Raw genomic sequence first — 26,861 nt, forward strand, 5'->3', positions numbered from 1 at the left:
ATTTCGTTAGTCGCACAACAAAATATTTTCATCGCTAGTTATAACGTTCAACGGCCGCCAGATGATGCGCTTTAATTTTTTTGATCAATGATGGCGGGGCGATTACTTGGACATCTGCACCTTGACTTAACAACCACATCAGTGCCCCTTTTTCCCGTGCTTGGGCCGTGATCACGACAACACCAGTTTTCGGATCGACTCTTGCTGTTGACCCGGGGAAACGCTCCAAGGCCGTTTGCGCCGCGATCCAACATTTAAAGCGAAATACGATCGGCTCACCCACCGCTAACAAATAAGTCTGCTGCCGGTACTCGCGCAAACGGAACTGCTGCTGCGGCGCCATGCCTGGCTTAACCTGATCGATGGCCGTGATCCGATCTAACCGAAACATCAGTACGTCCGCGTCCGGCGTCAACCGCATGACCACATAAAAATAATAATTATCAAAAAAAAAGGTCTCCGGCTGGGCCTCATGTTTTTTCGGCGTTCCTTCAGCGTTACGATACGCAAAAACCAAGCGTTGCTGCCGCGCAATCGCTTCTGTGATTTGGCGCAAATAATCCAGCAGCGGTGGTCGCCGCGGCGAAGTAACATAACTACCTTGATCACCAGCGATGGCTAATTTAAATTGTTCCTGTTCGTTTAACGCCAACGTATCCTGCAAAACGTGTACTAGTTGCGCCATTTCTGTCTTATTAAGTGCCCGACTAGCCAACACAATGTGGGCTAACGCGATCACCTGCGTCAATTTAGCCGCATCCGGTGTACTGACTAGCTGATAGATTTTTTCGTTAGCGGGCACATTAGGATCACGGTCAGGCCGCAGTAATTGTTTAGCGTAGCCTGTCTCACTAAGCTGCGCAGCAATATCTGCGATATCCCGCCAAAACGTACGGTCTTTCCCGTTCGCTTGCTTAGTCGTCTTCCCAGCAATCACCAACCACCGATTATAGGTGATTTTTTCGCCGTTTAATAAGCGCATGGTCAGTTCGATCACACGTTTAACACTCGCACGCTTATCGGACTTTTTCGACTGCTCTGTTTCCTCACTTGTTGCTTTTTGCTTAGTTGCCATTTACTTTCCCCTCCTTATTGGCATTATCCCAAACGGCCGCGACTCATTTTGGCATTGCGTCAAAATGGACCGAAAATTAATGTAGCGCTAACTTAGCCAAAACATAGTCACAAAAACGATTAAGCGCTGTCTACAGCATATAAAAAGTCACTGTCATATTTTGTCATTGCACCGCTTTGACGCAAAAAAAGTTAAAAAAAACACGCTTTTTTTCAAAAGCGTGTTGGGAAACCAATCTATTCTAAATATTGCGCCTGTGCGGCGATCAATTCTTGACGCATCTGTTTAACCAAAGATGTGGGTGCGATCACTTTTAAGCCCGACCCTTGACTTAATAACCAGCGAATGGCACCACCGATCTTAACGTAAGCCTCGATAACAACACTGCCATCAGCATTTTCCTTGATCACGCGCGAACCAGGAAAAGCGTCCAGCGCTGTCTGTGGATAGAAACGATAAATAAAACGAATCTGCATTAATTCTCCGTCATCAACTAAATAAGTATGGTGGCGGTGATCCTGCAATGAAAAGCGTTGCGCATAATCTAATTTTTCACCGGCTGTTTTAGTTAAAATAGTGTCGATCCGATCCAAACGGTACATCCAATAACCGCCGCGCTCCTGGCTAAGCATTGCCACATAAAAATAATGCACCTCAAAAAACAGGGCAACAGGCTGTGCATGATGAACTAATGGCCTTGGTTCTGTCGGCTGACTACTCAGATATGTAAACGTCAATCGTTGGTTATTGGCAATACAAATGGCCATTTCGTGTAATCGGCTGAGTAGTGCCTTCGGTTTAGATAATGGTACATAGCTACCGCGGGGAACCGTAAGTTGTTTATGCAACGCTGCTTGCATTGTCGGTGATAAATTTACGCTTAAAAAATCTAGCGTGGCATTCAATTCGGTTGGTGTCAGCGCCCTTGTCCCAAGCAAAATATTACTGGCAGCTAGGACGATCTCATAATTCAGCTGCTCACTTTTATGGGTGAGATGATACGTTCCCTGCTGCTCAATCAATTGACCAGTATCATACTCGGCTAGTGCTTTTCTGATGTAGGAAAGATCCCGTTGGCAGGTTCGCAAGCCAATCTGATATCTCTTTTGAATATCTGCTTGTGTTAACGTCGCGCCATTCATAAACTGCACGATCAATTCGGCGACCCGATAATTACTTTGCATTATTTCACACCCATTCATTCTGCCTAGTTCGCTACTCACAACAAAAATAGAGCCGCGACAAAATTAATTTTGCGGCAACTCATTTCTTCATGATTCACTTTGTACAAACTGTTTGGCACGAACGACCAACCGTTTGATCCGAATACAAAACTGTAGCACAAACGTTAGTATTGTGCCGCTACCGGTGATAATAAGCTCACCTAAGAAAATAATGATTGAAACAAAGCCAGCAAATAGTTGCGCTGCCGCCAGATAAATCAGTGCGGCAACGATCAATACACTGACAAGCACGAACATCGTCATGCTGATCCATCCCCAATACTAGAACTATTAAAATAGTCTGCTGAACGTCTTAATCATTTTAACATGTTTTCCACTTTTAGTATAACCTACATTTACAAGGCTTTAATTTTACCTCAGCTCTAACTTTGCTTATAATGAAAGCGAGAACAAAATTGTTGAAAGTAGGTGTACCATGCGATGAAACTTTATCAAGCTTTGACTCAAGTGACCTTGAATAATAAATTAGCCGGGCAAGTGTCCACCTTCCACACAACACTTGACACCACCAAGCCGCTATATCATGATCTACCAACACTGTATCACTATATCAACAGTGTCCTCAAGCCTGGTGCTAGCCACAAAGATAATAATTTAAAATACGTGACTGATCATATTTTTATTCTAGAAAATTTTGATTTTAGTGCACATGCCTTTACCCGTCACCTGACCCAGCCTGACACTCAGGCTACGTTTGCTTATAACTTAGTACAGGATCTAAACCGGCACCTGACGATCAATTTTGATTTACCAAAACAAGAGATCCAATTATTATTCGCTGATAGCTGAGTATAATTGGATAAAGGCCTGTGACCAATAATTGGTCACAGGCCTTTTTAATTTTATGCACGCATTTGCCGCGCCGCCGCATGTTTCAGTAAAAACGGCGCCGCCAGCGTGGTTAAAACGATGGCAATGATCGTGGCCGAATAATATTCTGGATCGATCAGTTTAGCCTGATAGCCGATCTGGGCGATGATCAACGCCATTTCCCCACGTGACACCATCCCGGCACCTACCGTATAGCCACTGGCCCAACTAAACCCAGCAATTCGTGCGCCTAAGCTGCCACCAATTAGTTTTGTCAGCACTGCCATGATCGTCAGCACAATGATAAACCACAAGGCAGCCCCCATTCCTTTAAAACTCATCTCCAAACCGATGCTCACAAAGAAAACCGGAATAAAAACCGCATACCCGATTGGCTCAACATTGTGGTCAATAGTGGCCTTATACGGTGTTTGTCCAACTGCGATCCCCGCAAAGAAGGAGCCTACCACTGCAGATAAGCCGACTAGATCGGCTAAATAAGCCATGCTCAAGCAGATCACTAAGGACATGATCGTCACAGAAGCCCCGATCAAGAAGCGTTCAGATACCCGCATTAAAAATGGGGCGATCCATTTGACCACAAAATAAATACCGATAAAATAGCCGATCTGTTCAATAAAACCGATCATTAAGCTAGGGGTATGGCCACCAGTATTTTCACCGCTAAGACTGACGAAAACACTTAAGATGATCACACTTAATACATCATCGACCACCGCGGCGGCCAGAATTGTGGTGCCTTCCTTACTATCCAGTAACTTTAATTCACGCAGCACTTCCACCGAGATCGAAACCGATGTTGCTGTAAAAATGACGCCCATAAAGACGGCCAATAATAAAGAAAAATGAAACCATAAACTCACTAAGGTCACTAGTCCTAGCGGAAAGATAACGCCGACCAAGGCTACTAAAATTCCTGGCCGTAAGTAGCGTTTTAATAAACTGATGTCACTTTCTAGACCAGCCATAAACATCAACAGGATCACACCAACTTCCGAAAAGTCATGCATAAAAGAACTGGGTTGAATCCAGTTTAACAATGCCGGCCCTAAAATGATCCCAACTAATAATTGGCCGATCACCGCCGGCACACCAATCTTTCGACTAAAATGTCCTGCTAAAAGTGTTGTCACTAAGATCAAACACAAAATCCCTAAAAACGCCATCTAAACTCCGCCTCATTTCTAAAAAAACAACAACTGCTTACTCAATAAAAAAAGCAGATGCCAAGTCACCCCTCCTCACCCTAGAAGGGACTGTCTTGAAAGCATCTGCTCCAACCGTCTAAACTATTTAATTTTTCCGTCGCCGACCCAACAAACTCAAGATCAAGCTGATGACCCCAACGATCATTAAAATATAACTTGGCAGCGCATAACTGTTTAACACTGCGTTACCTATGGCCGCCGCCGCAGTACCAAAGGACTTAGCACTAACTGCGGCCAATTCGACGATTCCTGCCGCCGATACACCAAAGTAACCGATAAAAATAATTAATCCGCTGATCAAAGTGATCCAGCCAAATTGTTTGGCAAAACGAAATACTTGATGATCCAACCATAACAAGGCGATCAAACAAATTAAGGCTAACACGGTCGTGCCCCAGAAAACACCGGTAACCAACTGCTTAACGGTTTTAACTTCTTTAGTGGCCTGCGTGACTTGACTCACATTAAGTTCAGCAGTTAAGCGTGTTTTTAACGTATCAGTCAAAATATTAACAATACTACTGGACTGACCTAATTTGCTGGTGAGTTGAGCCTTGGCGTGAGCCACAATATAGTTAACCGAGATCGGCTGACTTTGCCCGGCTAATAAATTACGAACTGTTTGGTCAAGATCTTGCTGTGCTGCTTTAGTGGTTACGATCTCAGTCACACCTGAACTGGTCAAACCACGATCAGTAACGACGTTGGTCAATTCTGCGTTAGCAACATCCGCCAATTGCTTAGCCGCATCGGTCTTATCCAACTCAGTGACTAAATAATCAGCGTTGAAAACTCGGTGCTGGATCACGCCGGTTCCCACGGCCAATAAAATACTTAAACAAGCAATAATGCTCAACAAAACGGCCAGCGGACCGTGCCGCTTAGTTGAATTAATAATTACATTTTGCTGTCGTCCTTGATTTCTACTTGGTAAACTCATGCATGCTACTCCTTACTAAATTTACTTAACTAATGGGGTTAAAACGGTTAACCGCTACTTCGTGAAATAATAGGTCGTCAATACAAGGTACTAATCATCTTGCCGCCACAAACATGCGGCACAAGCTGGTTAATTTTCAGTCTTGGTTCGACCAACGCACCCCTTACCATCATTATGCTACTAGTTTACCACGTTATCACTAATTTCAGAAAAAACTCGTATAATAAGACTAAACGAACTATTTTAGGGGGGGACTTTCATGTTACAAGCACTTTTCTTCGATCTCGATGGCACCTTAACTGATTCCCAAGTCGGGATCGTTAATTCAATCAAACATTCACTCCAACAACTACAATTACCGGCCTTAGATGAAGCCACATTGAAATTATTTATTGGCCCACCGTTACTGGCATCTTATCAAAAATATTGCGGGCTTAGCGCCGTAGCTGCACAACAAGCATTACTTGCTTATCGTGACTATTATACGCAGCGCGGTATTTTTGAAAACCAGGTTTATGCTGGTATTCCGGCAGCCTTAGCGCAGCTACAACAAAATTATCGGCTCTTTATCACCACATCTAAGCCAGAAAAATACGCGCAACAGATCAGTGACCATTTCGCGTTAAGTCAATACTTTACCGCTATTTATGGTGCTAGTATGGACGAGACCCGCGCCGGAAAAAGTGAGATCATTGCTTATGCTCAAGCTAATACTGGTTTGACCAGAGGCGAGCAGCTACTGATGGTCGGTGATCGGGAAAACGATATTAATGGTGCTCATGACCATGGTCTCCATAGCATTGCCGTCACTTATGGCTTCGGTTCGCAAGCAGAATTAGCCGCCGCGGCGCCGAATGCCTTTGTGGTGGCGCCCCAAGCTTTGCCACAAGTAGTTGCGCAGCTAGACCATTAAATTCTAGCGACTGCAACTCGTAAAATAGTCTTCAGTTTTTCTGGAGCCGTACGGCGAAAATCAGACAAATAGATTTCTTTATGTGCTTGGCTTGTTCGGCGATAACCCGCATTTGCTAAGTAACTGGCCAATTTAGCAAAACTTTCTGCTTCTGTGGCAAATGGCCCAACATGAAGCTGCATGGCAACTTGCCCTTCCGTTAAAGTTTCTAACTTTAGCTCCGTTAATAGGTCGGCAGGAAGCTTGGCTGCCGCCATTGCCTGTGCTTGGGCAAAAACTTCTGGGGTCACAAAATTAGGTTGCTTCAGCATAATTTTATACACCAATAAATGCTTTTGTGTTTGTATATCCCCACTAAAGTCTGCCGGTAAAGTCCAAAAAGCTTCCAGCGGGAAAACCGTATAGTCATAAGCGGCATTGAATTTGACTCCTTTTTTAGGCGCCATTTTGATGGTGTAACTGATTGCATATAAGGCAGCAACGCGGCGGGAAAATTCCGGTTGATTCGGATCACCATGACCGGTTAACGTGATGAAATTCTGGGGCCCTAGTGTAACGATCGTTGGTTGTTTACGATTAGGGTAAATTGCCTTTTCTTGTTTACGCCATTCATATTTTGCCATTGCTTGTCACCTCACTTAATTGATAATTTGATTATACCATAGCATCAAGAACATATGTTCGATTTTTTGAAAGGATGTTTTATTTTGACGATTAAATTAGAACGAATTTATACAAAACCTGTTGACCACTCTGGTTACCGAATTCTTGTTGACCGCTTATGGCCGCGGGGAATCAGCAAAGTAAATGCAGCGCTGGATGAATGGATCAAAGAAATTGCGCCCTCCAACGAGCTGCGTAAATGGTTTGGTCACGAACCCGCCAAATATCCAGAATTTCGGCAACGTTATTTAGCCGAATTAGACGCTAACCCAGCCGCTGCGGCCTTTGTAAAGTTAGTGGCTAGTCACCCCCAAGTTATTTTATTGTTTGGTGCTAAGGATGAGCAGCATAATCAGGCCGTCGTTTTAAAAGAATATTTAGCGCAACAAAATAACGCCTCGTAAAGGCGTTATTTTTGAATTGCACGAATAATTTGTTGTTCGATCAATTGTAGATCACGGGTTTCGTCAACCGGCAGTTGCGGCACCAACTGTTGTTGGAAGAAATAAGTCAGCAGCTGCCCGATCAGCGTGCGTGCCACCGTCATTAAATCCAGTTCGGGGCGAATTCCGACTTTCGCCCACGCCATCGAAAAGTGTTGCAGGATCATCGGCTGCGAAGCCTGAACCGCTTTGAAAAACAATTGCCGCACTGTATCATTAGTCAATAATTCGGTCAATACAATCACAAAAGCATCGGCATTTTCCTTAATAAATTGATAGCGATTAATCACAATAAAATGCACCATTTCCGTAACTGTCGTAAATCGATCTAATTGCGGTAAAAAATCATCGCGGTACAGTGGAAATAAGTTTTCGATAATGGGCTGAATGATCGCTAACAATAGATCCTGCTTAGTTTTAAAATATTTAAAAATCGTGGCCTGACTAACTGCTGCTTGCTGGGCGATCTGCGCAGTTGAAGTCCCATTATAACCTTGCTGTGCAAATAGATCCAAACCAGCTAATAAAACGGCGCGCTTACCTTTAGGCATTTTTTGTTCCTGTACCCACTGGCGATAATTATTAAAAATATTAGTCTGCATATCAATCCTCTTTCGTGGTTGAACTTTTCTTAGTTAAGCCTATTATTTTTAAGAAAAATAAGCAATCAAACTTTACGGTAACGGCGTAAGCCAAGGATATTTAAGCAAGTTAAACCGACTAAGAAGATCAGCAAAACTCCGATGTCTAAACCTAGGCTGCTTAAAGGAACACCTCGGGTAATAATCTGGGTAGCAGCATCGCCAGAATACTTGATCGGGATCACATATGAAATTGCTTTGACCCAATTTGCCATTGAATCCAGCGGAATGATCCCAGAAAAGAAAATCTGGGGAATTACTAGAATCGGAATAAACTGCATCATTTGAAATTCTGAATTGGCGAAAGTCGATAACAAAATACCAAACGCCAATGCCACCAGCGCCAATAGTAAATTGATCAGCACAACGTTAACAATACTACCGACGACTTCAACTCCAAGCAATAAAATCGTGACCATTACGATCAAAATAGTTTGGAAAATCGCTAAAATACCGTAACTCAACATATAGCCAAACACGATTTCGTAACGTTTGACCGGTGTAGCCAGCAGTCGATCCAAGGTTCCACTGGTTCGCTCCCCCAATAAGGCCATTCCTGAGATCAAAAAAACAAAGAAGAACACGAAGAAACCCATGAGAATTGGCAAGATCTTATCAAAAAAGCCAGTATTTGCATCCCCATAAACGTAATGGTTGGTCAACTTAGGCGCGGCCAGATTAGTTTGCTGCTGCGTGGCCGGTGCATTCGGCAACTGTTGACGCAATTTAGCTAACGCTGTTGTTGCTAGGGTCAGCCGCCCTTTCATTTGGGCTAAGGAGTTGGCTGATAAAGCGTTTTTAAAGGCCAACTTAGTTGCGGTAGTCTTACTAGCGTCTGTATTAGCGTAGGTTAAACTATAATTTTGCTTTTTTTGTTGAATGATCGCATCTATGTGATCATTTTTTAACGCCTTTTTCGCGGCGGTTTTATTGGCATAAGTTTTAACCGTGACGTGTTTAGTCTGGCCAAGTTCACGATTCAGTGACTGCGTGACCGTCACCGTCCCCACGGTAACATTGGTTGATTGACTGACTGAGAAAACAAAATTCAACAAGATCAAAATAAAGATCGGCGCTAAAAACATTAACGTCAGTGTGCGCTTATCCCGAACTAATTCTTTTAGTACCCGGGTCATAATGGCAAATGTTCTCATAATGTTACCCCTTCTGCCTTCAAAAAGACGTCTTCGATCGTCGCAACTTGATATTGTTGCTTCAACTGTGCCGGCGTGGCGAAGGCAATCACCTCGCCACCTAGTAATAACGCCACACGGTCAGTCAACTCCGCTTCATCCATCACGTGCGTGGTAATTAAAATACTGCTACCAGCATCGCGAACTTTATCCAATTCACGCCACACTTGACGCCGTAACGCCGGATCAATCCCCACTGTTGGTTCATCTAATATCAGTAATTCCGGCTTACCTAATAACGCGATCGCCAATGACAGACGTCGTTTCATCCCACCAGAATAGCCACTGACCCGTTTATTTAAATCTGCCGTTAGATCCACTACTGTGGCCACATGCGTGATCGCTGCAGTAATCGTTGTTTTAGTTAAGCCTTTCATTTTAGCAAAGAACACCAAATTTTCTTTGCCAGATAACGCTTCATATAAAGCATCTGTTTGGGCCATATAGCCAATCCGGGCTAAAAGCTGACGCTGCGGCATTTGTTGTCCAAAAACTGTGGCCTGACCACCGTCCGCTAGCTCCATACCTAAAGCGGTTTTGATCACCGTCGACTTTCCAGAACCTGAAGGGCCGATCAAACCCACGATTTCGCCTGGTTGCACAGTTAAATTAATATCTTTCAGAACCGTTTGCGGTCCAAATTTTTTAACCAAATGAGTTAACGTAATACTTGCGCTTGCCATCAGTACACCTCCATAAAATAATTAACCATTAAGTGAGTGATTACTTACTTACAATTATGATTATAACCGCGAATTTTAATTTGTCAATTGTTATTCTCCTTAACTTGACTGCACCCAAAAAGGCCGTGCCATCACTAGTATGATGGCACGGCCCCTTACGTTTTTCTGAACAATACAACTAGAATACGTTTGCTATAACCCTATTATTCGTTCTTAACAACGACTTTATGAAGTACTGCTCACTGATCCTTATTTGCAAAACATAACTTACTTCTCAGCAGCGTCACTAAATCACACAATCAAGCCTGTGGACTAACCGCAGTTAAGTTTTGATCACTATTGACCGTAGTCACAACGGTTTGCTGCGTCGCCAAGTTCTTATTGGCTGTCGCTAACATTAAACGAATCCGGTTCAACTGATTAACGATCGAAACACCTGGATCATAATCAATTGGCGCAATATTAGCTTGCGGATACTCATGGCGTAATTCCTTGACGACCCCTTTACCAACAACGTGATTAGGCAGGCAGCCAAATGGTTGCATACAGATAATGTTATCCACGCCACTCTTAAGTAGCTCGATCATTTCACCAGTCAAGAACCAGCCTTCACCCGTTTGATTACCTAACGATAACACCTTGCTGGCATCGTGCGCTAAGCTTTCAATAGCAGCGATACCTTCAAAACGGGCTGAAGCGGTCAATGCTTTTTGCAATGGCTTTTCACACCATTTGATCAACTTCAAGGCCATTTCGGCCAAAACTTCAGATTTCTTAGCAAAACCAAATTGCTGGTAACGATAAATTTGGTTGTATAATGAATAATTCATAAAGCCAACAATATCAGGTACAACGGCCTCAGCGCCTTCTTGTTCCAGTAAACGCACGATATTGTTGTTGGCGATCGGTGAGTATTTAACTAAAATTTCGCCAACGATTCCAACCTTAGGCTTATTGATCTGCCGCAACGGTACCGTGTCAAAATCTTGCACGATCTGTTGAACGTTACGTTTAAAGTCGCGGAAACTGCCTTTGATCACACTAGGTTTGACTAATTTCAACCATTGTGCATGCATTTTATCAATTTCACCAGGTGTTTTTTCGTACGGCCGGGTGCGGTAAACCACACGTTCAAATAAATCTCCATACAAGAAAGCTAAGGCGACCCGTTTAACCAGTGGTAACGTGAGCTTAAAGCCTGGTGTTTCTTCGACCCCTTGATTGCCCAGCGACATAGAAACAACGGGTACCTGAGCAAAGCCGGCATCTTTCAACGCCTTACGGATCAACGGAATATAGTTAGTTGCCCGACAACCACCACCGGTTTGGGTCATCATTACGGCAGTATGGTCAAGATCATACTGCCCACTTTGTAATGCTTCTAGCATTTGACCAATGGAGATAATGGCCGGGAAACACGCATCATTATTAACAAATTTTTGACCTTCGTCAATGGCGTGCCGGTCGTCAACAGGTAAATTAACAACGTTGTAACCGGAGGCCTGCAAGGCAACATCAACTAAACCTTGCTGATGGATCGGCGACATCATCGGCATCAACAGCGTGAACTTATCTTTGCGCATATCTTTGGTAAATTGCACTGGTTTGTCATCTTCGTGTAGCTTTTCTGGCATGATCGCCCGCCGACGGCGTTCAGCCACCGCTGCTTTTAGCGACCGTAGCCGGATCCGGACTGCTCCCATATTCGTGCCTTCATCAATCTTCAGGCATGTGTACAGTCGGTTATATTGCGTCATGATCTCCTCAACCTGATCAGTATCAATGGCATCTAGGCCGCAACCAAAGGAATTCAGTTGAACAAATTCCAATTGTGGATCCCGGGCGGCCACCCGGGCAGCTGCGTACAGCCGGGAATGATAAACCCATTGATTAACCACGCGTAAGCCTTTAACATCACCTAAATGCGCGATCGAATCTTCAGTCAGCACATGAAAACCTTCAGCAGTGATGATCTGCGCGATCCCGTGATTGATCTCAGGATCTAAGTGATAGGGCCGTCCGGCTAAGACGATTCCCCGTTCACCAGTTTGTTTCAACATCCGTAAAGTGTCTTCACCACGATTTTGGATTTCTTGTTTGAAATGAGCTAACTCAGCGTACCCAGCATCCAAAGCAACCTTCACTTCAGTCTCGGTTACACCGAAATCTTTAAAAGTCGCGTACAGATTACGGGCAGTGGATTCACGGTCACCTAGGTTTAAGAATGGATTACGATAATCAACTTGACCGGCGCGGATCTCATCCACATTGTTGCGAATTACATCAGGATAAGATTGCACGATCGGACAGTTAAAATGATTTTGCGCATCTTTGTTTTCTACACGTTCATAAACGATCCCCGGATAGAAAATGGTTTTAACGCCTTTGTTGATCAATGCTTGAATGTGGCCGTGGACCTGTTTGGCCGGATAACAAACAGTATCACTAGGAATCGTTTCGATCCCAGATTCAAATTGTTTTTTACTTCCGCGCGGTGATAACACAGCACGAATCCCTAATTTTGTGAAAAAAGTCTGCCATAATGGGTAGTCTTCGTACATATTCAGTACCCGGGGAATACCGATCACACCGCGGGCTTCCTTTTTGCGTAATGGCCGATAACCGAACAATAACTTATATTTTTCTTGAACTAAATTAACTTTGCCGTTGTCCTTCGGCACCCGTTGCTTCATTCCACGTGCTTCACCACGTTCACAACGATTACCAGTGACAAAACGGCGGCCATCACTGCAGATTGTGACCGTTAAGGCACAGTTATTCTCGCACAACCCACAATGCATAAATTCTTTTTTGAAGGTTAGATCTTGCATTGCTTGCGTATCAAGCAAAGTCGTTTCATCACCAGTAGCGTAAGCAGTTTCGGCAATCAAAGCCGCACCATAGGCACCCATTAAGCCGGCAATATTCGGGCGGATCACTTCGCGACCAGAGATTTGTTCAAATGCTCGCAAAACGGCTTCATTATAGAAAGTACCACCTTGGCAGACAATGTGTTTACCAAGATCTTCAGCGCGGCGCAATTTAATGACTTTAAACAAGGCGTTTTTGATCACGGACATCGATAGACCAGCTGAAATATCACCGATCGTGGCGCCTTCCTTTTGCACCTGCTTCACCTTTGAGTTCATGAAGACGGTACAACGAGAGCCTAGATCAGCAGGATGTTGCGCTAATAAGGCCGCTTGGGCAAAATCTTTAACGCTATATTTTAATGAAGTGGCAAAGGTTTCAATAAACGAACCACAACCAGATGAACAAGCTTCGTTTAATTTAATGGTGGTCAACGCATTATTTTTAACCGTCATGGCCTTCATATCCTGGCCACCGATGTCCAAAATAAAATCGACATCAGGCTGGAAGAAATGTGCGGCGCGATAATGCGCCACCGTCTCAACTTCACCTAGATCAACTTTCAACGCATTTTTGATCAAATGCTCACCATAGCCAGTAACGCAGGCCTTACCAATGGTGACATCTGCTGGTAATTTAGCGTATAGATCCGTTAGAATGGCCTCGGTTTTCTCTAGAGGTGCCCCATCATTATTATCGTAATAGGTATATAACAGCTTATGGTCGGTGCTCATCAAAGCGACTTTAGTCGTTGTTGACCCAGCATCAATACCGAGAAAAGCCACGCCATGATAGCTAGCTAAATCACGGGTATCGACCTTAGCCTCAGCGTGTCGTTTCCGGAATTCTTGTAATTCATCGTCATCTTTGAACAGCGGTGTTAACGAGCGCGATGGCCGCATTACTTTATCGTCACCGTTTTCCAAACGATCCAATAAAGTCACTAAATTAGTCGGCGTTTGTTTTTCCGCGTACAAGGCCGCTCCTTTAGCCACGAATAATTGCGGATCACTAGGGAAAACCACATCTGCCGGTGCTAAGTTTAAGGTATCAATAAAGCGCGCTCGTAGCTGATCCATAAAGTACAGCGGCCCACCTAAAAAGGCAACTTTCCCTTTAATTTTATGACCAGACGCCAAACCAGCGATCGTCTGATTGACCACCGCTTGAAAAATACTGGCCGCAATATCGGCCTTACGAGCCCCGTCATTGATCAGCGGTTGCACATCGGTTTTAGCGAAAACCCCGCACCGCGAAGCGATCGGATAAATCGTCTCGTAATCCTTCGCCATTTTATTCAAACCATTGGCATCGGTTTTTAACAACGTCGCCATTTGGTCGATGAAAGCGCCGGTTCCGCCAGCGCAACTACCGTTCATTCGTTGCTCCAAGGATGCCCCGAAGAAGGTGATCTTCGCGTCTTCACCGCCGAGTTCAATACTGACATCTGTTTGCGGAATCAATGTTTCCACTGTTTTCGTACACGCAATAACTTCCTGAACAAATTCCAATTGCAACAAGTTAGCTAGGCCCATCCCGCCAGAACCAGTGATCGTGAAAGCAATCGGTGTGGTCGGCGCGACCTCTTGGATCGCTTCCTCTAATATCCGCTTACTCGCTGCCTTAACATCCGAATAATGCCGCTCATAACGGGCAAAGATTGTCTGCCGCGCCGCATCCATAATGACTAATTTGACGGTTGTCGAACCGACATCGATGCCACCATAAAGTTTTTCCGTCATCGCGAATCCCCCTTTAAAATCAGAATGCTAAAAAAGACACTTAGATCATGAAACATAATCTAGCTTGGCAATAAGACACATAGTGGCTCATTTGTTAAGCGTAGTTATGTGGAATAAGCTATCTTTTTTAACACGTTTACGTTCAGCGTATTTGGAACAAAGCGCCCAGATTTTGAGCACCAGCCTAACTATTCCTCGAAAGTAGCGGGTTATGAGCAAAAAAAGCTAATAAGCTTTAACACTACAGACGTGGTCATTCTCGTGGCAAAGTTCGCGTCGCAAGAAGCAGTAAGACAATAAGCAGCACGCAATAATGCGTTTGCCTTACATAGTTAGGTACAGAAATCTGCTTTTTCAAACACGTTTACGCTCAATCAGCCTAAAACCATCTATATTAACCCAATACAGTCCACTTTAAAAAGCGAACACGTGTTGAATATCCAACAGATTGTCTGTTATACTATTCGTGTTTAGTTTACGACTTCACAAAAATATTTCAATCAGCAATTTTCGCGTTTTTGTGTGTTAAACAACGGATTAAAATAAAGTGTCGCCTAATTTTTAAAAAAATAGACCGATTACAAAACTAAACTAACGATATTTTTCACAATTGAGAATGATAATCAATTAGCTCGATGAAATGAGGAATTTAAAGATGGCTAAAAAAGTCGATTTGCGGGTATTACGCACTAAAAAAATGGTTTTTACCGCCTTTATGCAATTGGTTGAGAAAGAAGGCTTTGATGCCGTCACTATTCAGGAGATCGCCGACGCCGCTATGATCAACCGTACTACTTTTTACGCACATTTTAAGGACAAGCAGGATCTCTATGAACAAATTTTTACTGCCAGTATGGTTCCCTTTTTAAAGATTCTCGATACTGACAAAATTAGCGGCAACCAAATCAAGCTTAAAACGGTCACCCATTTATTGACTGAACTTTTTACTGAAATCAAAACTAACCGCCAATTTTACGCATTGGCTTTGGATGGTGCCAACGCAAATCGTTTATCCGATTTATTACACGATCTGTTGACCCAACGCTACGCAGAGATCTTCAGAAATTTATTGATCACCCACAACAAAAAAAAGATCCCCACTGATTTTATTATTTCCTATATGACATCAATTTTTATTGGCACCGTTAATTGGTGGGTTCATTCCGATAGCGACTTTTCTCCAGAACACATGGCTAAGTTAGTGATCCAATTGATTGCTAATGGTCATTTAACAGTATTAGGCATCGAAGTACTTGACGATTAGCCTGCTCGTCAGCAGCCAATACAGCTTTTAATGTCGGTTTGTGATAAGCTATCAGCATAAGGCTTTAATGAAAGGATTGGAATTGGATGACGACAGAAACAGCTAGTTTACAGGCACTACCGATCACCAGTGGCAGCAACTTTCGCGAATTAGGCGGTTACCAAAACAAGGCCGGCCAACACATTAAATATCACAAGGTCTTGCGTTCTGGTATGCTGGCCACATTAAATCAGGCGGACCTAACTTATTTAGATCAGTACGGCATGCGGATCGATGTGGATCTGCGTTCCGCCGATGAAGTGCAAAAATCGCCAGATAAATTACCGACTAACACTGTTTATAAGTATTTACCGGTATTTGACTACGATCAAACCCAAAACTCAGAAACACTTCACCAGCTAGAAGCTGAATACCAAGGCGATCCCCAACGTGGTCATCAGCGCATGCTTAAGGTTTATCACAATCTGATCGCCGATCAACACGCAAAACAGATCTATCACCAGTTCTTTGAGATTTTACTGGCCAACACCAATGATGGCGAAGCAACTTTGTTTCATTGTGCTGCTGGTAAGGATCGCACAGGAATGGCCGCCGTTTTCTTCATGACGGCATTAGGCATTGATCAACAAACGATCAAAACCGACTATTTACTGACCAATACAATTGCCGCACCCCATATTAATGCTCGTTTAGCTGAGCTGAAAGCTAATCAGGCCTCGGCCAATACGATCGCCAACATTCGCTCGCTACTCAGCGTCCACGCCGAATATTTGGCTACGGCATTGCAACAGATCAAGGCTGAAGCCGGTGATTTAAATAATTATCTACATGAAGGCCTGAAACTTAGCGACCATGATCTAAAGGAATTACGCCAAATTTATTTAACGGCTTAAATTAAGGCTGGTTAATTGTGGTAATTAATCTTGAAGGAAGCGGTATGATGATCAAAGACAAGGTAGTTGTAATTACAGGTGCTTCAAGTGGAATTGGCGCGGCCAGTGCCAAAGCATTAGCTGCAAAAGGTGCCCAAGTTGTGCTCGGTGCCCGGCGTGGCGATCGTTTAGATCAACTTGTGACTGAAATTAAGCAGGCTGGTGGGCAAGCGATCGCGTTACCCACTGATGTGACTAAACGGGAACAAGTTCAGGCGCTAGTCGATTTGGCGGTCAGTCATTTTGGTCGCCTAGATGTTTTATATAACAATGCTGGCGTCATGCCGATTTCAGAACTACATTTATTAAAAGTCAACGAATGGGATACAATGATCGACGTCAATATTAAAGGCGTTTTGTACGGTATTGCGGCCGCGCTACCGATCATGCACCAACAAGGTGGCGGCCAGATCATCACCACTGATTCTGTCGCCGGCCACGTGGTGCACGCCAACACCGCAGTATACGCCGGAACCAAATTTGCGGTACGCACTATCATGGAGGGCTTACGCCAAGAGGAAAGCAAGCACAATATTCGCGCCATGATCGTCTCTCCTGGCGTTGTCGAAACTGAATTATATTCGACGATCACCGATCAGCAGACCCGCGATAGTACTTACCATAATCAGCGTACCTGGGGTTTAAAAGCTAATGATGTTGCTAACGCCGTAGTTTACGCGATCGATCAACCAGCCAATGTTAATATTAACGAAATTCTATTACGGCCAACACCACAAGAACACTAAAAAAAGCAATTCCGTGTTAATACGGAATTGCTTTTTTTAACGTAAAAATTGTAAAATCACTTGTTGATAGATCGTGATCGCCGCCAGATAATCTTTGATCGCCACATATTCATCAACTTGATGGCTGCTGTTGTTCCCCGGGCCAAAAATAACTACTGGGAACTTCTGGGCTGCCCGAATAAATTCAGAAGCATCCGTAGCGCCACTATCGCCAACTACCGCAACTTGCTGGCCTAAAGTATGGCTAGCTACCCGCCGGAAAAGCTGAACAAATGGTGCCTGCGCGTTACCAGGTAGGGGACTTTCCGGATAATGATAGGTCAAAGTTAAATTATTTTCTGGCTGCTGATTGAGTTGTGCAACTAAGTCAGTCACCTCCGCCATCAATGGTTGGTTGGGGTATAACGGCGTTGTCCGAATATTACCGTATAGCCGCGCTCGTGCCGGAATTGAGTTGATCTGCTCGCCCCCAACAATTTGCGTCACATTATGTAATAAACTCCCCAACACTGGATCAATCTTAGTTTTAGATGCCATCAATTGCGTTATTGCCGTATAAAACCGGAATAATTGATCGATGGCGTTATTGCCGGCCTCGGGATTGGCGCTATGAGCCGCCTTACCTTCAGCAGCTAATTCATAATCGATCACCCCACGGTGCGTATATTCCACTTGTAGTTGACTGGGCTCACCGACGATCAAAGCATCCAATTCGTCCGCAAAACCTTGACGGGTCAACTGAGCCGCCCCATAATTGCCGGTTTCTTCACCAATCGTGGCAAATAACCGAATCGAACCAGTAAAGACACGCTTTTCAGCCAACAAATCCAGCAGCACATAGATCAATGCTGCCAAACCGCCCTTCATATCGCTGGCGCCCCGACCATAAACATTATCAGCATCCATTTCTCCTGCAAACGGTGGATGCCGCCACGCACTAACATCACCTGGTGACACCACATCTAAGTGACCGGCTAAGCCTAACGTTTTCCCTGACTGGTCACCGTGGATCGTGATCACCAAATTAGACCGCCCCGGCGCATAATTAACAACGGTCACTTGAGCAGCAGGATAGTCATCAAATAATAGCTTGATATAATCGGCCACTTGGGCTTCGTGGTTGTTCACCGATTTAATTTTTAATAGATCTTGTAATATCTTCAGTGCCTTACGCTTATCCATTAACTGGTAACCTCTTTCACCCGATTTAATCTTAATGATAGCAGAAAATCAACAAAAATGATGTTTAATCATAAAAAAAGCGTTGAACAGCATAAAATTATGCCGATCAACGCTAAAATCATTCTTGAAACGAACCTAATCAGCGCTTTATACCTATTTAGCATCTACCTCAAAGCGAGCCTTAAATAAGCCGTTGTTTAGCGGCCACCGCAATGGCCTGCGCCCGATTTGAAACTTGCAGAATCTCATAGATCTCGGTTAAATAGGCCTTGACAGTTCGATCCGTTACAAAAATTTCGGCCGCAATTTCCTTGTTAGTCAGTCCTTGGGCAACTTTTTTTAATAAGGCGATCTGTTTAGCGCTTAGCCGTTGCGTTGCCTGTCCCGCGCTTTTAGCCCGCATGACTTGGGCCACGACCGCATCACTCATCGCCAAATAATCATCATTGGTGGCAACTTTTTCGATAAACTGAATGATCTTAGTCGGCGGTTCGTCCTTTAAAATATAACCTTGAACGCCTAACGCTAGCATATTAGCGGCAACAGTAACATCCAGTTCAGTGGAAAGAATAATGATCTTTGCTGGCACTTTAAGTCGTTTAATCAGCTCAGTGCCATCCATTTTTGGCATTCGAATATCCACCAAGATCACATCAGGGGCCTGTGGTGATTTTTCTAGCGCGGCCAACGCTTCAACACCATTGGCGGCTGTAGCAACGACGGCCAACTCCGGCTGAATATTGATCACCATTTCTAAGCCCTCGCGTACGATCGGGTGATCATCAACGATCATGACATCAATCATTTTCATGCCCACAAATCTTAACTTCGATCATCACTGTCGTCCCTTCATCTGGTGTGCTCAATATTTTCAAGTCACCGCCATGTTGTTGGGCCCGCTCGCGCATCCCAATCAGACCATAATGACCACGACGATAACTTGGTGCATTAACAAAAACCTTACCGTTATTATACACCGCAATGACCAACCGATCATTAACAATGTGGGCACTGACCTTAGCCTGATCCGTGTCAGCATGTTTGATTACGTTCATTAAGGCCTCATTCACCATGCGAATAACGTCGATCAAAAGTTCACCACCTAATTTGATTTCTTCAGGTACAACTAATGTCGTTTGTAAATTGTATTTAGCCTGCAATAACTGAGTTTTCTCAAGTAGTTTATATTTAAGACTTGTCGTCATTTGCTGATCCGGGAGTTGCCGATATTTAGTGATTGTTTCCCGTGATTCAGTGATCGCCGTTTGCGTCATTTTTTGCACTAGGTCAAGCTTAGTTGTTGCCTGAGCCAATTGGTTACTGTCGAGATACATTTTCACTGCAGTAAGTTGTAAATTAATACCCACTAGATCTTGTGTGATCGTATCGTGAAGTTCACGCGCCATTTTTTGCCTAATCGCTTCAGCAGTTAGCCGGGCCACCTCATGATAAGCCTCATTCAACTCATTGTTGACTTGCTTCAACTGAATTGATTGAAAGATCCGCATGTACGTTGTGGTGTAATAATAACGCGCAATAAACCAGATCGCCACGATTGCTTCCAGTAATAAAAACAGATGACCGAGACTATGGTCAGTGATTCCTAGAATCAGTATCACTGTGGTGTACATTAAAAATAAAGGCGAGAAATGGCGTTCAATTTGACCACTTAACGCCATTTCTTCAATGATCAAAACGGGCACAAACCCAACTAACCAAGAAGACCTTGCTGTGTGATCAGTGATCATTAACGCCATCACGATCGTAGTCAGTATCTGTAGGGAAAAGAATAAGGTTCCTTGCTTAATGCGTACCAACCAGTTAGCAAATACCAACAAGAAGAGCTGGCCGAACATAAAAAAGCCGGCCATAAAACTGGAAAGTGCAATTTTTTTCATATTGGGCCCAGCAAGATAGAGCGAAAACATATAGACGATCACCAGCCACAGTAGAATCGCATACCGACTATGCTTAAAAAATTGCCGGCGAATCTTACCTTTTATTTCCGCATCCACAACTTTCACCCTTTCGTTTTAAAAAAGCAGATTAAGCGTACTTTGTTAAACGTTGATTGCACTACTAGCTTTGTTTGTATCATAATCCTTCTCCGATCCGCCTGACAAGTAAGATCGCAATAGCTAACACAGCATTTGACTCAAGCAATGAGACTTAGCAACCAGGTTTTGCCTACACATACCGGCGTAAATGCTTAAAAATTAAAGCGGTAGATCTTTTTTGGCAAAGAAGGCGGTGCCGACACCAAAAGTGGCCACTGCGATCCCACCAAGCACCGCTAGTTTAGGTAACCACTGGGATCCTTCGATCATAATATTCTTGTAGTCAAACAGCGAAACAATAGTAAGATCCTGTACGGTATCTAAAGCTTTCACGCCATAGTCAGCAAATGAACCGATAATCGCTAATAAGATGAATAAAATAACCAATAAACCACCGGTTCCCAGCGCAAACTTTGATAAATTAAAAATACCTGACGCCGCAAACACAATACCGGCAAAAGCTAGCGCAACCATAAAGGCACCTAAATTTAAATCGATCAACACTTGGCTTTTGAACCCAGCGTCAGCAATATTATTGGCCAATAAACTGGTTCCAACCATCAGGCCAAAGGTAACGATCAATGAACCGATCAGGTAGCCCATCTGGGTCAAGGCCACAGTAGTCCGTTTGATCGGCGCCGTTAGAATATACGCCATTGAACCTTGATCAACTTGACCAACCAAAACTTTATCACCACAAATAACGACAAATAGCGCAATAATCGTTGAAGCCAACATGCCGTAATACATCGGTCCAACCATTGTTGCCGTTTGCTTCATTAAGATCAATTGGGCCAAGATAGCGTTCATAACCAGTGTGACTAGGCTCCAAACAGCAAAATTTGCTTTGAAGGTTTGTTTTAATAGTGGAAAACTCATTTTAATTTACCTACTTTCTATGTCTGCTTTGTTTTAACGTAAGCTGTAAAACATGACTTACTTTTGCCGCACACCTGATTAGTGAGTGGCAAGTTCTTTTTCAAAGTAATTATCCAAGTTTTGAATACTAAAACTAATGTTTTGTAACTCAATCGTTTGTAATAAGTCCAATAAAGGTGCCGTTTGTTTTTCGTTAACGAGTAAAGTGACTGTATAACGTTCTGGTTCAGAGTCGACCAATTCAAAATTTGTTTGCATCAATCGATTGTAATCCTGTTCATCGGTACCTTGAATCATAACCCGTTGATATTGATGCAAGGCGGTCACCTTTTTCTGATCCAACTGATCAATGACCTGACCGTTTTTTAGAAATAAAATACGGTCACAGGTTCGCTCCAACTCATTAAACATATGACTACTTAAAAATACCGTTGTTCCCTTGGTCTTGACCTGTAAAAGCAGGTCAATAAAGGTTTCCCGCATGACTGGATCAAGTCCGGTTGTCGGTTCATCCAACAATAATAGTGGTGCTTGTGTCATGAAGGCGCACACTAACGCCGTTTTTTGCTTCATGCCTTTACTCATCCGTTTAATGTCAGCAGTTAAATCAATTTTGAATCGTTGAATTAATTCGTTAACGTAGACATCTTGCGACCTACGTAATAACTCCAGTTGCATTTTTAGAAAGGTTGCACCAGATTTGGTATCCGGAAAGGCAATCTCCCCAGGCACATAACCGATCAATGCTTTGGTTTTAGCCGCACTTTGCCAAGTATCCAAACCACTGATCTCGCTATGCCCGCTAGTCGGTTTGATAAATCCCATTAACATCCGCATCGTGGTCGTTTTGCCGGCTCCATTTTGACCAACGATACCAACGATTTCGCCAGGCCTGATTTGTAACTTCATGCCGAAAACACCGCGCTCTTGTTTATATGCTTTAGTTAACTTAGTCATTTCGATCATTGCTTGCATATTTTTTCCTCCTATTCAGCTAAATAGTTTTAAAAACCTTATCCGTTTGATAAAAAGCTAAGAAGTATTGTTCCAAATCGAATTTATGTTCAACTAATTTGGTCACATGGCGATCCTGTAATTGCTGCCGAAAAAAAGTGTTTAAATCGGCTAATTTAATTTTGACCGTTAAACTGTTGGACCCACATTTACCAGTAAGATCGTGTTTGGCCTGCTTTAAGTCGGCCTGACTGGCAAAAAATAATTCAAAAGTCTTTTCCCCTTTATTTTGTAACTTGTTGGCATCAACACTGGAGACAATTCGACCATCTTTAATAATGGCAATACGGTCACAAGTGGCCTCTACTTCAGGAAAAATATGGCTGGAAAGTAGGATCGTTTTATGCCGCCGCTTCTCCTTGACCATAAATTGAATAAATTTATCTTGCATTGCTGGATCAAGCCCACTTGTCGGTTCATCAAGGATCAAAATTTCGGGATCAGCTAAAAAGGCTGTGACAACAGCTAATTTTCGCTTTGTACCTAAACTCATCCGTTTAGTGCTGCCGCTGGGATCAAGCTCGAAAAAATCAAGTAATTCATTCAAGTAACGATCATCCGTTACATGGCGCATTTTTTGCATTGTTCGAATGAATTCCCAGCCACTAACACCTTCAGGTAACGCAATCTCCCCAGGTAAATAACCAACGTGCTGCATTACTTGATCGTACTGCGTGGTGCAGTCCAGACCTAATACACTGGCTGAACCTTTGCCTGGCTTAGTGAACCCCATAATATGCCGGATTGTCGTCGTTTTACCTGCCCCATTTGGCCCTAAAAAACCGAAGACCTCACCTGGTTCAATTGTAAAATTAACGTCAAAAATACCGCGACCATGGCCAAAATCTTTAGTTAGATGTTTTACTTTTAATGCTGCTTGTACCATTATTTTGCCCTCGCTTTACTTTTATGTCTTAGTTCAAATAACTTGATGTCTTTATTATCAAACTAACACGCCGCACTTTTAATGGACCATTGGGAACAAGTTGATTTCCCCAAAGGGAGGGCGCTATTAAAATGCTTACTGCATTAATAAAAAAGAACACTGCATGTTGACTTTAAATCAACATGTGCTATTATATAGTTGTTGTTAATAAAACAACATCAAACTTGAAAGGAAATTTCTACTTATGAAATACGCAATTACTGCTGCAACTGGTCATTTTGGTCAAACCGCCGTTAATGAACTTTTAAAACTAACTGATCGGCACAATGTGATCGCGATCGCACGCAATGTGGCTAAGGCTAAGGAATTATTACCGCAAGGAATTGAAATTCGCCAAGCTGATTATGCGGACGCAACCGCAATGACAACCGCACTGCAAGGTGTTGAACGCCTACTTTTCATTTCATCCCAACCAGGCGGCGCCGTTGCCCGGGATGTTCAGCACCAAAATGTCGTTAAAGCCTTAGCGGCAGCCAACGTTAAGTTTGTCGCCTACACCAGTTTTCCTAATGCTCAAAACGCAACTAGCGCTTTAGCTGGCGATCACAAGATCACAGAAAACGCTATTAAAAATACGGGCGTAGCACACGCGTTCTTACGCAACAACTGGTATTTGGAAAATGAAATTGGCTTTTTGCAAAATGGTGCCGCTGATCAAGTTGCCGCCTACTGGGCCAGTGGCAATGCCGGCTGGGCGCTGGAACGTGAATTTGCCGCAGCGGCCGCTAAAGTGTTAACATTAAGTGATCCGCAGGAAGTCTATGAATTTGCCGGTCCAGCTCACACTTATGCTGACTTAGGTGCTGCCTTAAAGCAGGCTACCGGTAATGATTTTACCGTCAAACAAGTTACTGCCGCCGAATACCAAGCCGGCTTGGAGGCCGCTGGTCTGGATACAAACACAGCGGCGTTGTTTACTTCTTTCCAGGCGCCGATCAATGATGGTTCGTTAAACGAACAGACCACTGACCTGCAAACGGTACTCGGTCATGATTTGACTGCCCTTCCCGATGCGATCCACGAAATTCTTAGTCGAAACTAGGTGTGATGAATGAAGTACTCCCACAAGTTAAGTGACGCGATCCATATTCTGGCGTATCTAATTATTTACAAAAATGATGATCTCTCTAGCAAAGCCATCGCTGCCAGCATCGAGGCCAATGCCAGTGTCGTTCGTAATCTCATGTCTGATCTGCGCAGAGCAGGCCTGATCAAAACCCAGCCGGGGATCGCTAGCACCACACTTAGTGTCGAGCCCGATCAAATCACGATCTTAGATGTTTATCAGGCGATCAATATGGATCATAATTTGTTACACATTGATCCTAAAACCAATCCGCGCTGTATCGTTGGCGGCAATATTCAGGATACATTAAACATGTATTACGCAGATATTGAAGCAACTGCTTTTCAACGGATGAAGGAAATCACGTTGCAGGCGATCACCGACGATATTTTAGCACGACAGCAAGCCAAATGAAGTGAGCCTAAATAAAAAAGGGTAGTGCCATAAGTAAATTTATGGCACTACCCTTTTTCACATTTTTAGACAATATAGTCAAAAGCAGTTCTATAAAACTATTTTTGCACACACACTTTTTACAATATTCAGGCAACTTTATGAATTCTGCTGAATCAAGCTTTTTGTTTCCGTGGTAACGCAAAGGTCAGAATAAGGCCGAGCACTGCTAAACCAACAGTCAAAGCAAAGCCAAAACGAGTGCCATTGGCAACTTTAACCGCACCGCTAGCGTTACTAGTTGCCTCACCAACACCTAATAAGCTAGTTGCTAGAGCCGTAGCAATTGCCCCACAGATCTGCTGTAATGTATTCATGATACTGCTACCATCAGCGGATAATTGTTGCGGTAACGCGTTTAACCCATGAGTTTGGGCGGGCGACATCGCTAATGGCGCGCCGATCATTAAGATCACATGCGCACAGACAACATACAAATAACTAGAATCAGCCTGGCCGAAGAATAACATCAAGGCACCTATGATCGAAACTAAAAAACCGAGCATTGCCGGAGTCCGTGCCCCTAAGTTATCGTATAAGCGGCCAGAAATTGATGAAACTACCGCGTTGATCACCCCACCAGGCAACATCAAGATCCCAGTTAAAGCCACGGGAACCAATAAACCTTTTTGCCAATAAATTGGTAGTAAGTACATTGAAGTCATGATGATCATAAAATCGATCATCACCAGACTAGTTCCCAATGAAAAGCCGCCGTGACTAAAAGCACGGACATTTAAAATTGGTTCTGGCAATTTTAGCTGCCGCCGAACGTAGAAAAATAACGCGCCGATCCCAATAAATAGTGCCCCTAAAACAATGACCGAAGTCCAACCTTTATCACTGGCTAAACTGATACCCAAAACAATCCCACCAAAGCCGATGGTAGATAAACAAATTGATAACCCATCAACGTGTGGCCGCGTGATCGGCATCACATTTTTCGAAAAGATGATCGCAGCGATCAAAGCGATCACTAGAAAAGGAATCATTGCCCAAAAAATATACTGCCAGGCTAAAGCCCCTAAAATCAAACCTGCAACAGTCGGTCCGATCGCCGGAGCAAACATGATAACTAGACCGATCAGCCCCATTGCTGCGCCCCGTTTTTCCAGCGGGTAGATCGCCAACGCCACCAAAAAGATCAAGGGCAACAAGATCCCGGTGCCAATTCCTTGGATCAATCGCCCAATAAGCAAAAACGGAAATGATGACGAGAGTGCAGCGACCAAGGCCCCGACAATGAAATCACATAAAGCAAAAATCAATAATTGCCGTGTTGTAAACCAACGGGTCAATAACCCTGATAAAGGTAATAAAATACCGACCATCAATAAGTAGCCAATAACCAACCACTGAATGGTACCAGTAGAGACACCTAACTTAGTGGTCAATGGTGCTAAAGCAATATTAAGTGCTGTTTCACTAAACATACCGATAAAGCCACCAATAAGTAAGCCCGCCATGATCGGCAATCGTTTAGTCTCCGTGAGATTTTTCATACTGAAAAATCGTCCCTTCTACATAAATTATGCCGTAAATCAAGTCTGATTTCTAAACACAATAGATTACTCTAGCAGAAAAAAATAGTTTTCGTAAGTAAAATTTGGTTTATTATTGGTGAATAAAAAAAGTACTAATAAATGGCAGTAGAACCAAATTTTAGTACTTCAGCACAGCAGACCTATAATTATGGCTCTATACTTTTTCCTGTTGATCGTTTACAAAGTGGTAAGCTATTAACAGGATTTTTTGTGCAAAAAAGAGCCCACAGCCCCCATCCAAAAAATCCACCCACAACAGTATCATTTAAAAGGATATGAGAAAACCGTGAACCCTATAGACCATCATATAAAATTTGCGCTCAATATTAAA

General features: G+C 43.4%; 26 protein-coding genes. 9 read left to right on the forward strand and 17 right to left on the reverse strand.

The genetic code is table 11. From position 1 onward, the window contains the following. Positions 1-34: 34 nt before the first annotated feature. The 3 genes from FFM78_RS10070 to FFM78_RS10080 form a co-directional block, all read right to left on the reverse strand. Positions 35-1,075 carry a helix-turn-helix transcriptional regulator gene (locus FFM78_RS10070; RefSeq protein ID WP_137638314.1) on the reverse strand — a complete coding sequence of 347 codons (1,041 nt, stop codon included), beginning with the start codon at positions 1,073-1,075 and terminating at the stop codon, positions 35-37. A 236-nt stretch (positions 1,076-1,311) separates the two neighbouring features. Next, the gene (locus tag FFM78_RS10075) at positions 1,312-2,259 is read right to left on the reverse strand and encodes a helix-turn-helix transcriptional regulator (protein ID WP_223877053.1); all 948 of its coding nucleotides are present in this window, start codon (positions 2,257-2,259) and stop codon (positions 1,312-1,314) included. Positions 2,260-2,346: 87 nt separating this feature from the next. Further along, a complete protein-coding gene (locus FFM78_RS10080; protein ID WP_137638315.1) occupies positions 2,347-2,562 on the reverse strand; it encodes a hypothetical protein in 216 nt (71 codons plus the stop codon). Positions 2,563-2,739: 177 nt separating this feature from the next. Between FFM78_RS10080 and FFM78_RS10085 the strand changes: the two genes are divergently transcribed. Beyond that, positions 2,740-3,108 carry a hypothetical protein gene (locus FFM78_RS10085; RefSeq protein ID WP_137638316.1) on the forward strand — a complete coding sequence of 123 codons (369 nt, stop codon included), beginning with the start codon at positions 2,740-2,742 and terminating at the stop codon, positions 3,106-3,108. Positions 3,109-3,161: 53 nt separating this feature from the next. On the opposite strand, the gene FFM78_RS10090 is transcribed toward FFM78_RS10085, so the two are convergent. After that, a complete protein-coding gene (locus tag FFM78_RS10090; protein ID WP_137638317.1) occupies positions 3,162-4,316 on the reverse strand; it encodes a cation:proton antiporter in 1,155 nt (384 codons plus the stop codon). A 127-nt stretch (positions 4,317-4,443) separates the two neighbouring features. Beyond that, a complete protein-coding gene (locus tag FFM78_RS10095; protein WP_137638318.1) occupies positions 4,444-5,298 on the reverse strand; it encodes a hypothetical protein in 855 nt (284 codons plus the stop codon). A 259-nt stretch (positions 5,299-5,557) separates the two neighbouring features. Between FFM78_RS10095 and FFM78_RS10100 the strand changes: the two genes are divergently transcribed. Then, complete coding sequence (locus FFM78_RS10100; protein WP_137638319.1) at positions 5,558-6,211, forward strand: HAD-IA family hydrolase; 654 nt, start codon at positions 5,558-5,560, stop codon at positions 6,209-6,211. Here the strand turns inward: FFM78_RS10100 and FFM78_RS10105 are convergent. After that, positions 6,208-6,834, reverse strand: coding sequence for a GyrI-like domain-containing protein (locus FFM78_RS10105; RefSeq protein WP_137638320.1), 627 nt, complete (start codon positions 6,832-6,834; stop codon positions 6,208-6,210). The genes FFM78_RS10100 and FFM78_RS10105 overlap by 4 nt on opposite strands. Positions 6,835-6,918: 84 nt before the next feature. Here FFM78_RS10105 and FFM78_RS10110 point away from each other — a divergent pair, with 84 nt between their 5' ends. Beyond that, on the forward strand, positions 6,919-7,278 hold the full coding sequence (locus FFM78_RS10110) for a DUF488 domain-containing protein (RefSeq protein WP_137638321.1): 360 nt from the start codon (positions 6,919-6,921) through the stop codon (positions 7,276-7,278). Positions 7,279-7,283: 5 nt separating this feature from the next. Here FFM78_RS10110 and FFM78_RS10115 read toward each other — a convergent pair whose 3' ends face one another. The 4 genes from FFM78_RS10115 to FFM78_RS10130 all read right to left on the reverse strand — a co-directional run bounded on the left by FFM78_RS10115 (position 7,284) and on the right by FFM78_RS10130 (position 14,447). Next, positions 7,284-7,919, reverse strand: coding sequence for a TetR/AcrR family transcriptional regulator (locus FFM78_RS10115; protein WP_137638322.1), 636 nt, complete (start codon positions 7,917-7,919; stop codon positions 7,284-7,286). Positions 7,920-7,984: 65 nt separating this feature from the next. Next, positions 7,985-9,112 (reverse strand): ABC transporter permease, encoded by a 1,128-nt coding sequence (locus tag FFM78_RS10120; protein WP_137638323.1) that lies wholly within the window; start codon positions 9,110-9,112, stop codon positions 7,985-7,987. Then, entirely contained in the window at positions 9,109-9,834 is a 726-nt protein-coding gene (locus FFM78_RS10125; protein WP_137638324.1) for an ABC transporter ATP-binding protein, read from the reverse strand. The genes FFM78_RS10120 and FFM78_RS10125 overlap by 4 nt, the downstream gene beginning before the upstream one ends. A gap of 299 nt (positions 9,835-10,133) precedes the next feature. Next, positions 10,134-14,447 (reverse strand): 2-hydroxyacyl-CoA dehydratase, encoded by a 4,314-nt coding sequence (locus tag FFM78_RS10130; protein ID WP_137638325.1) that lies wholly within the window; start codon positions 14,445-14,447, stop codon positions 10,134-10,136. 655 nt (positions 14,448-15,102) lie between these two features. Here FFM78_RS10130 and FFM78_RS10135 point away from each other — a divergent pair. The 3 genes from FFM78_RS10135 (at position 15,103) to FFM78_RS10145 (ending at position 17,389) form a co-directional block, all read left to right on the forward strand. Next, positions 15,103-15,711: a TetR/AcrR family transcriptional regulator gene (locus FFM78_RS10135; RefSeq protein ID WP_137638326.1), complete on the forward strand. Its 609-nt coding sequence runs from the start codon at positions 15,103-15,105 to the stop codon at positions 15,709-15,711. 86 nt (positions 15,712-15,797) lie between these two features. Continuing rightward, positions 15,798-16,604, forward strand: coding sequence for a tyrosine-protein phosphatase (locus FFM78_RS10140; protein ID WP_137638327.1), 807 nt, complete (start codon positions 15,798-15,800; stop codon positions 16,602-16,604). Between the two features lie 44 nt (positions 16,605-16,648). After that, entirely contained in the window at positions 16,649-17,389 is a 741-nt protein-coding gene (locus FFM78_RS10145) for an SDR family oxidoreductase (protein WP_137638328.1), read from the forward strand. A 36-nt stretch (positions 17,390-17,425) separates the two neighbouring features. On the opposite strand, the gene FFM78_RS10150 is transcribed toward FFM78_RS10145, so the two are convergent. The 6 genes from FFM78_RS10150 to FFM78_RS10175 form a co-directional block, all read right to left on the reverse strand. Then, positions 17,426-18,571 (reverse strand): ArgE/DapE family deacylase, encoded by a 1,146-nt coding sequence (locus FFM78_RS10150; protein WP_137638329.1) that lies wholly within the window; start codon positions 18,569-18,571, stop codon positions 17,426-17,428. 181 nt (positions 18,572-18,752) lie between these two features. Then, positions 18,753-19,382, reverse strand: a complete 630-nt coding sequence (locus tag FFM78_RS10155) for a response regulator transcription factor (protein ID WP_223877054.1) — start codon at positions 19,380-19,382, stop codon at positions 18,753-18,755. Beyond that, complete coding sequence (locus tag FFM78_RS10160) at positions 19,369-20,586, reverse strand: sensor histidine kinase (protein ID WP_137638330.1); 1,218 nt, start codon at positions 20,584-20,586, stop codon at positions 19,369-19,371. Before FFM78_RS10160 ends, FFM78_RS10155 begins: the two co-directional genes overlap by 14 nt. A 201-nt stretch (positions 20,587-20,787) precedes the next feature. Beyond that, positions 20,788-21,507 (reverse strand): hypothetical protein, encoded by a 720-nt coding sequence (locus FFM78_RS10165; protein ID WP_223877055.1) that lies wholly within the window; start codon positions 21,505-21,507, stop codon positions 20,788-20,790. Positions 21,508-21,585: 78 nt separating this feature from the next. Next, positions 21,586-22,482 (reverse strand): ABC transporter ATP-binding protein, encoded by an 897-nt coding sequence (locus FFM78_RS10170; RefSeq protein ID WP_137638331.1) that lies wholly within the window; start codon positions 22,480-22,482, stop codon positions 21,586-21,588. A 19-nt stretch (positions 22,483-22,501) separates the two neighbouring features. Then, the gene (locus tag FFM78_RS10175) at positions 22,502-23,407 is read right to left on the reverse strand and encodes an ABC transporter ATP-binding protein (RefSeq protein ID WP_137638332.1); all 906 of its coding nucleotides are present in this window, start codon (positions 23,405-23,407) and stop codon (positions 22,502-22,504) included. 244 nt (positions 23,408-23,651) lie between these two features. Between FFM78_RS10175 and FFM78_RS10180 the strand changes: the two genes are divergently transcribed. Next, positions 23,652-24,509 carry an NAD(P)H-binding protein gene (locus FFM78_RS10180; protein WP_137638333.1) on the forward strand — a complete coding sequence of 286 codons (858 nt, stop codon included), beginning with the start codon at positions 23,652-23,654 and terminating at the stop codon, positions 24,507-24,509. Between the two features lie 9 nt (positions 24,510-24,518). After that, the gene (locus FFM78_RS10185; protein ID WP_137638334.1) at positions 24,519-24,947 is read left to right on the forward strand and encodes an Rrf2 family transcriptional regulator; all 429 of its coding nucleotides are present in this window, start codon (positions 24,519-24,521) and stop codon (positions 24,945-24,947) included. Positions 24,948-25,102: 155 nt separating this feature from the next. On the opposite strand, the gene FFM78_RS10190 is transcribed toward FFM78_RS10185, so the two are convergent. After that, complete coding sequence (locus FFM78_RS10190; RefSeq protein WP_137638335.1) at positions 25,103-26,488, reverse strand: DHA2 family efflux MFS transporter permease subunit; 1,386 nt, start codon at positions 26,486-26,488, stop codon at positions 25,103-25,105. Between the two features lie 141 nt (positions 26,489-26,629). On the opposite strand from FFM78_RS10190, the gene FFM78_RS13875 reads away from it, so the two are divergent. Continuing rightward, positions 26,630-26,809, forward strand: coding sequence for a hypothetical protein (locus FFM78_RS13875; RefSeq protein WP_171001876.1), 180 nt, complete (start codon positions 26,630-26,632; stop codon positions 26,807-26,809). The last annotated feature ends 52 nt before the right edge of the window (positions 26,810-26,861 follow it).

This window comes from Loigolactobacillus binensis (assembly GCF_005405165.1).
In the GTDB taxonomy this organism is placed as follows: domain Bacteria; phylum Bacillota; class Bacilli; order Lactobacillales; family Lactobacillaceae; genus Loigolactobacillus; species Loigolactobacillus binensis.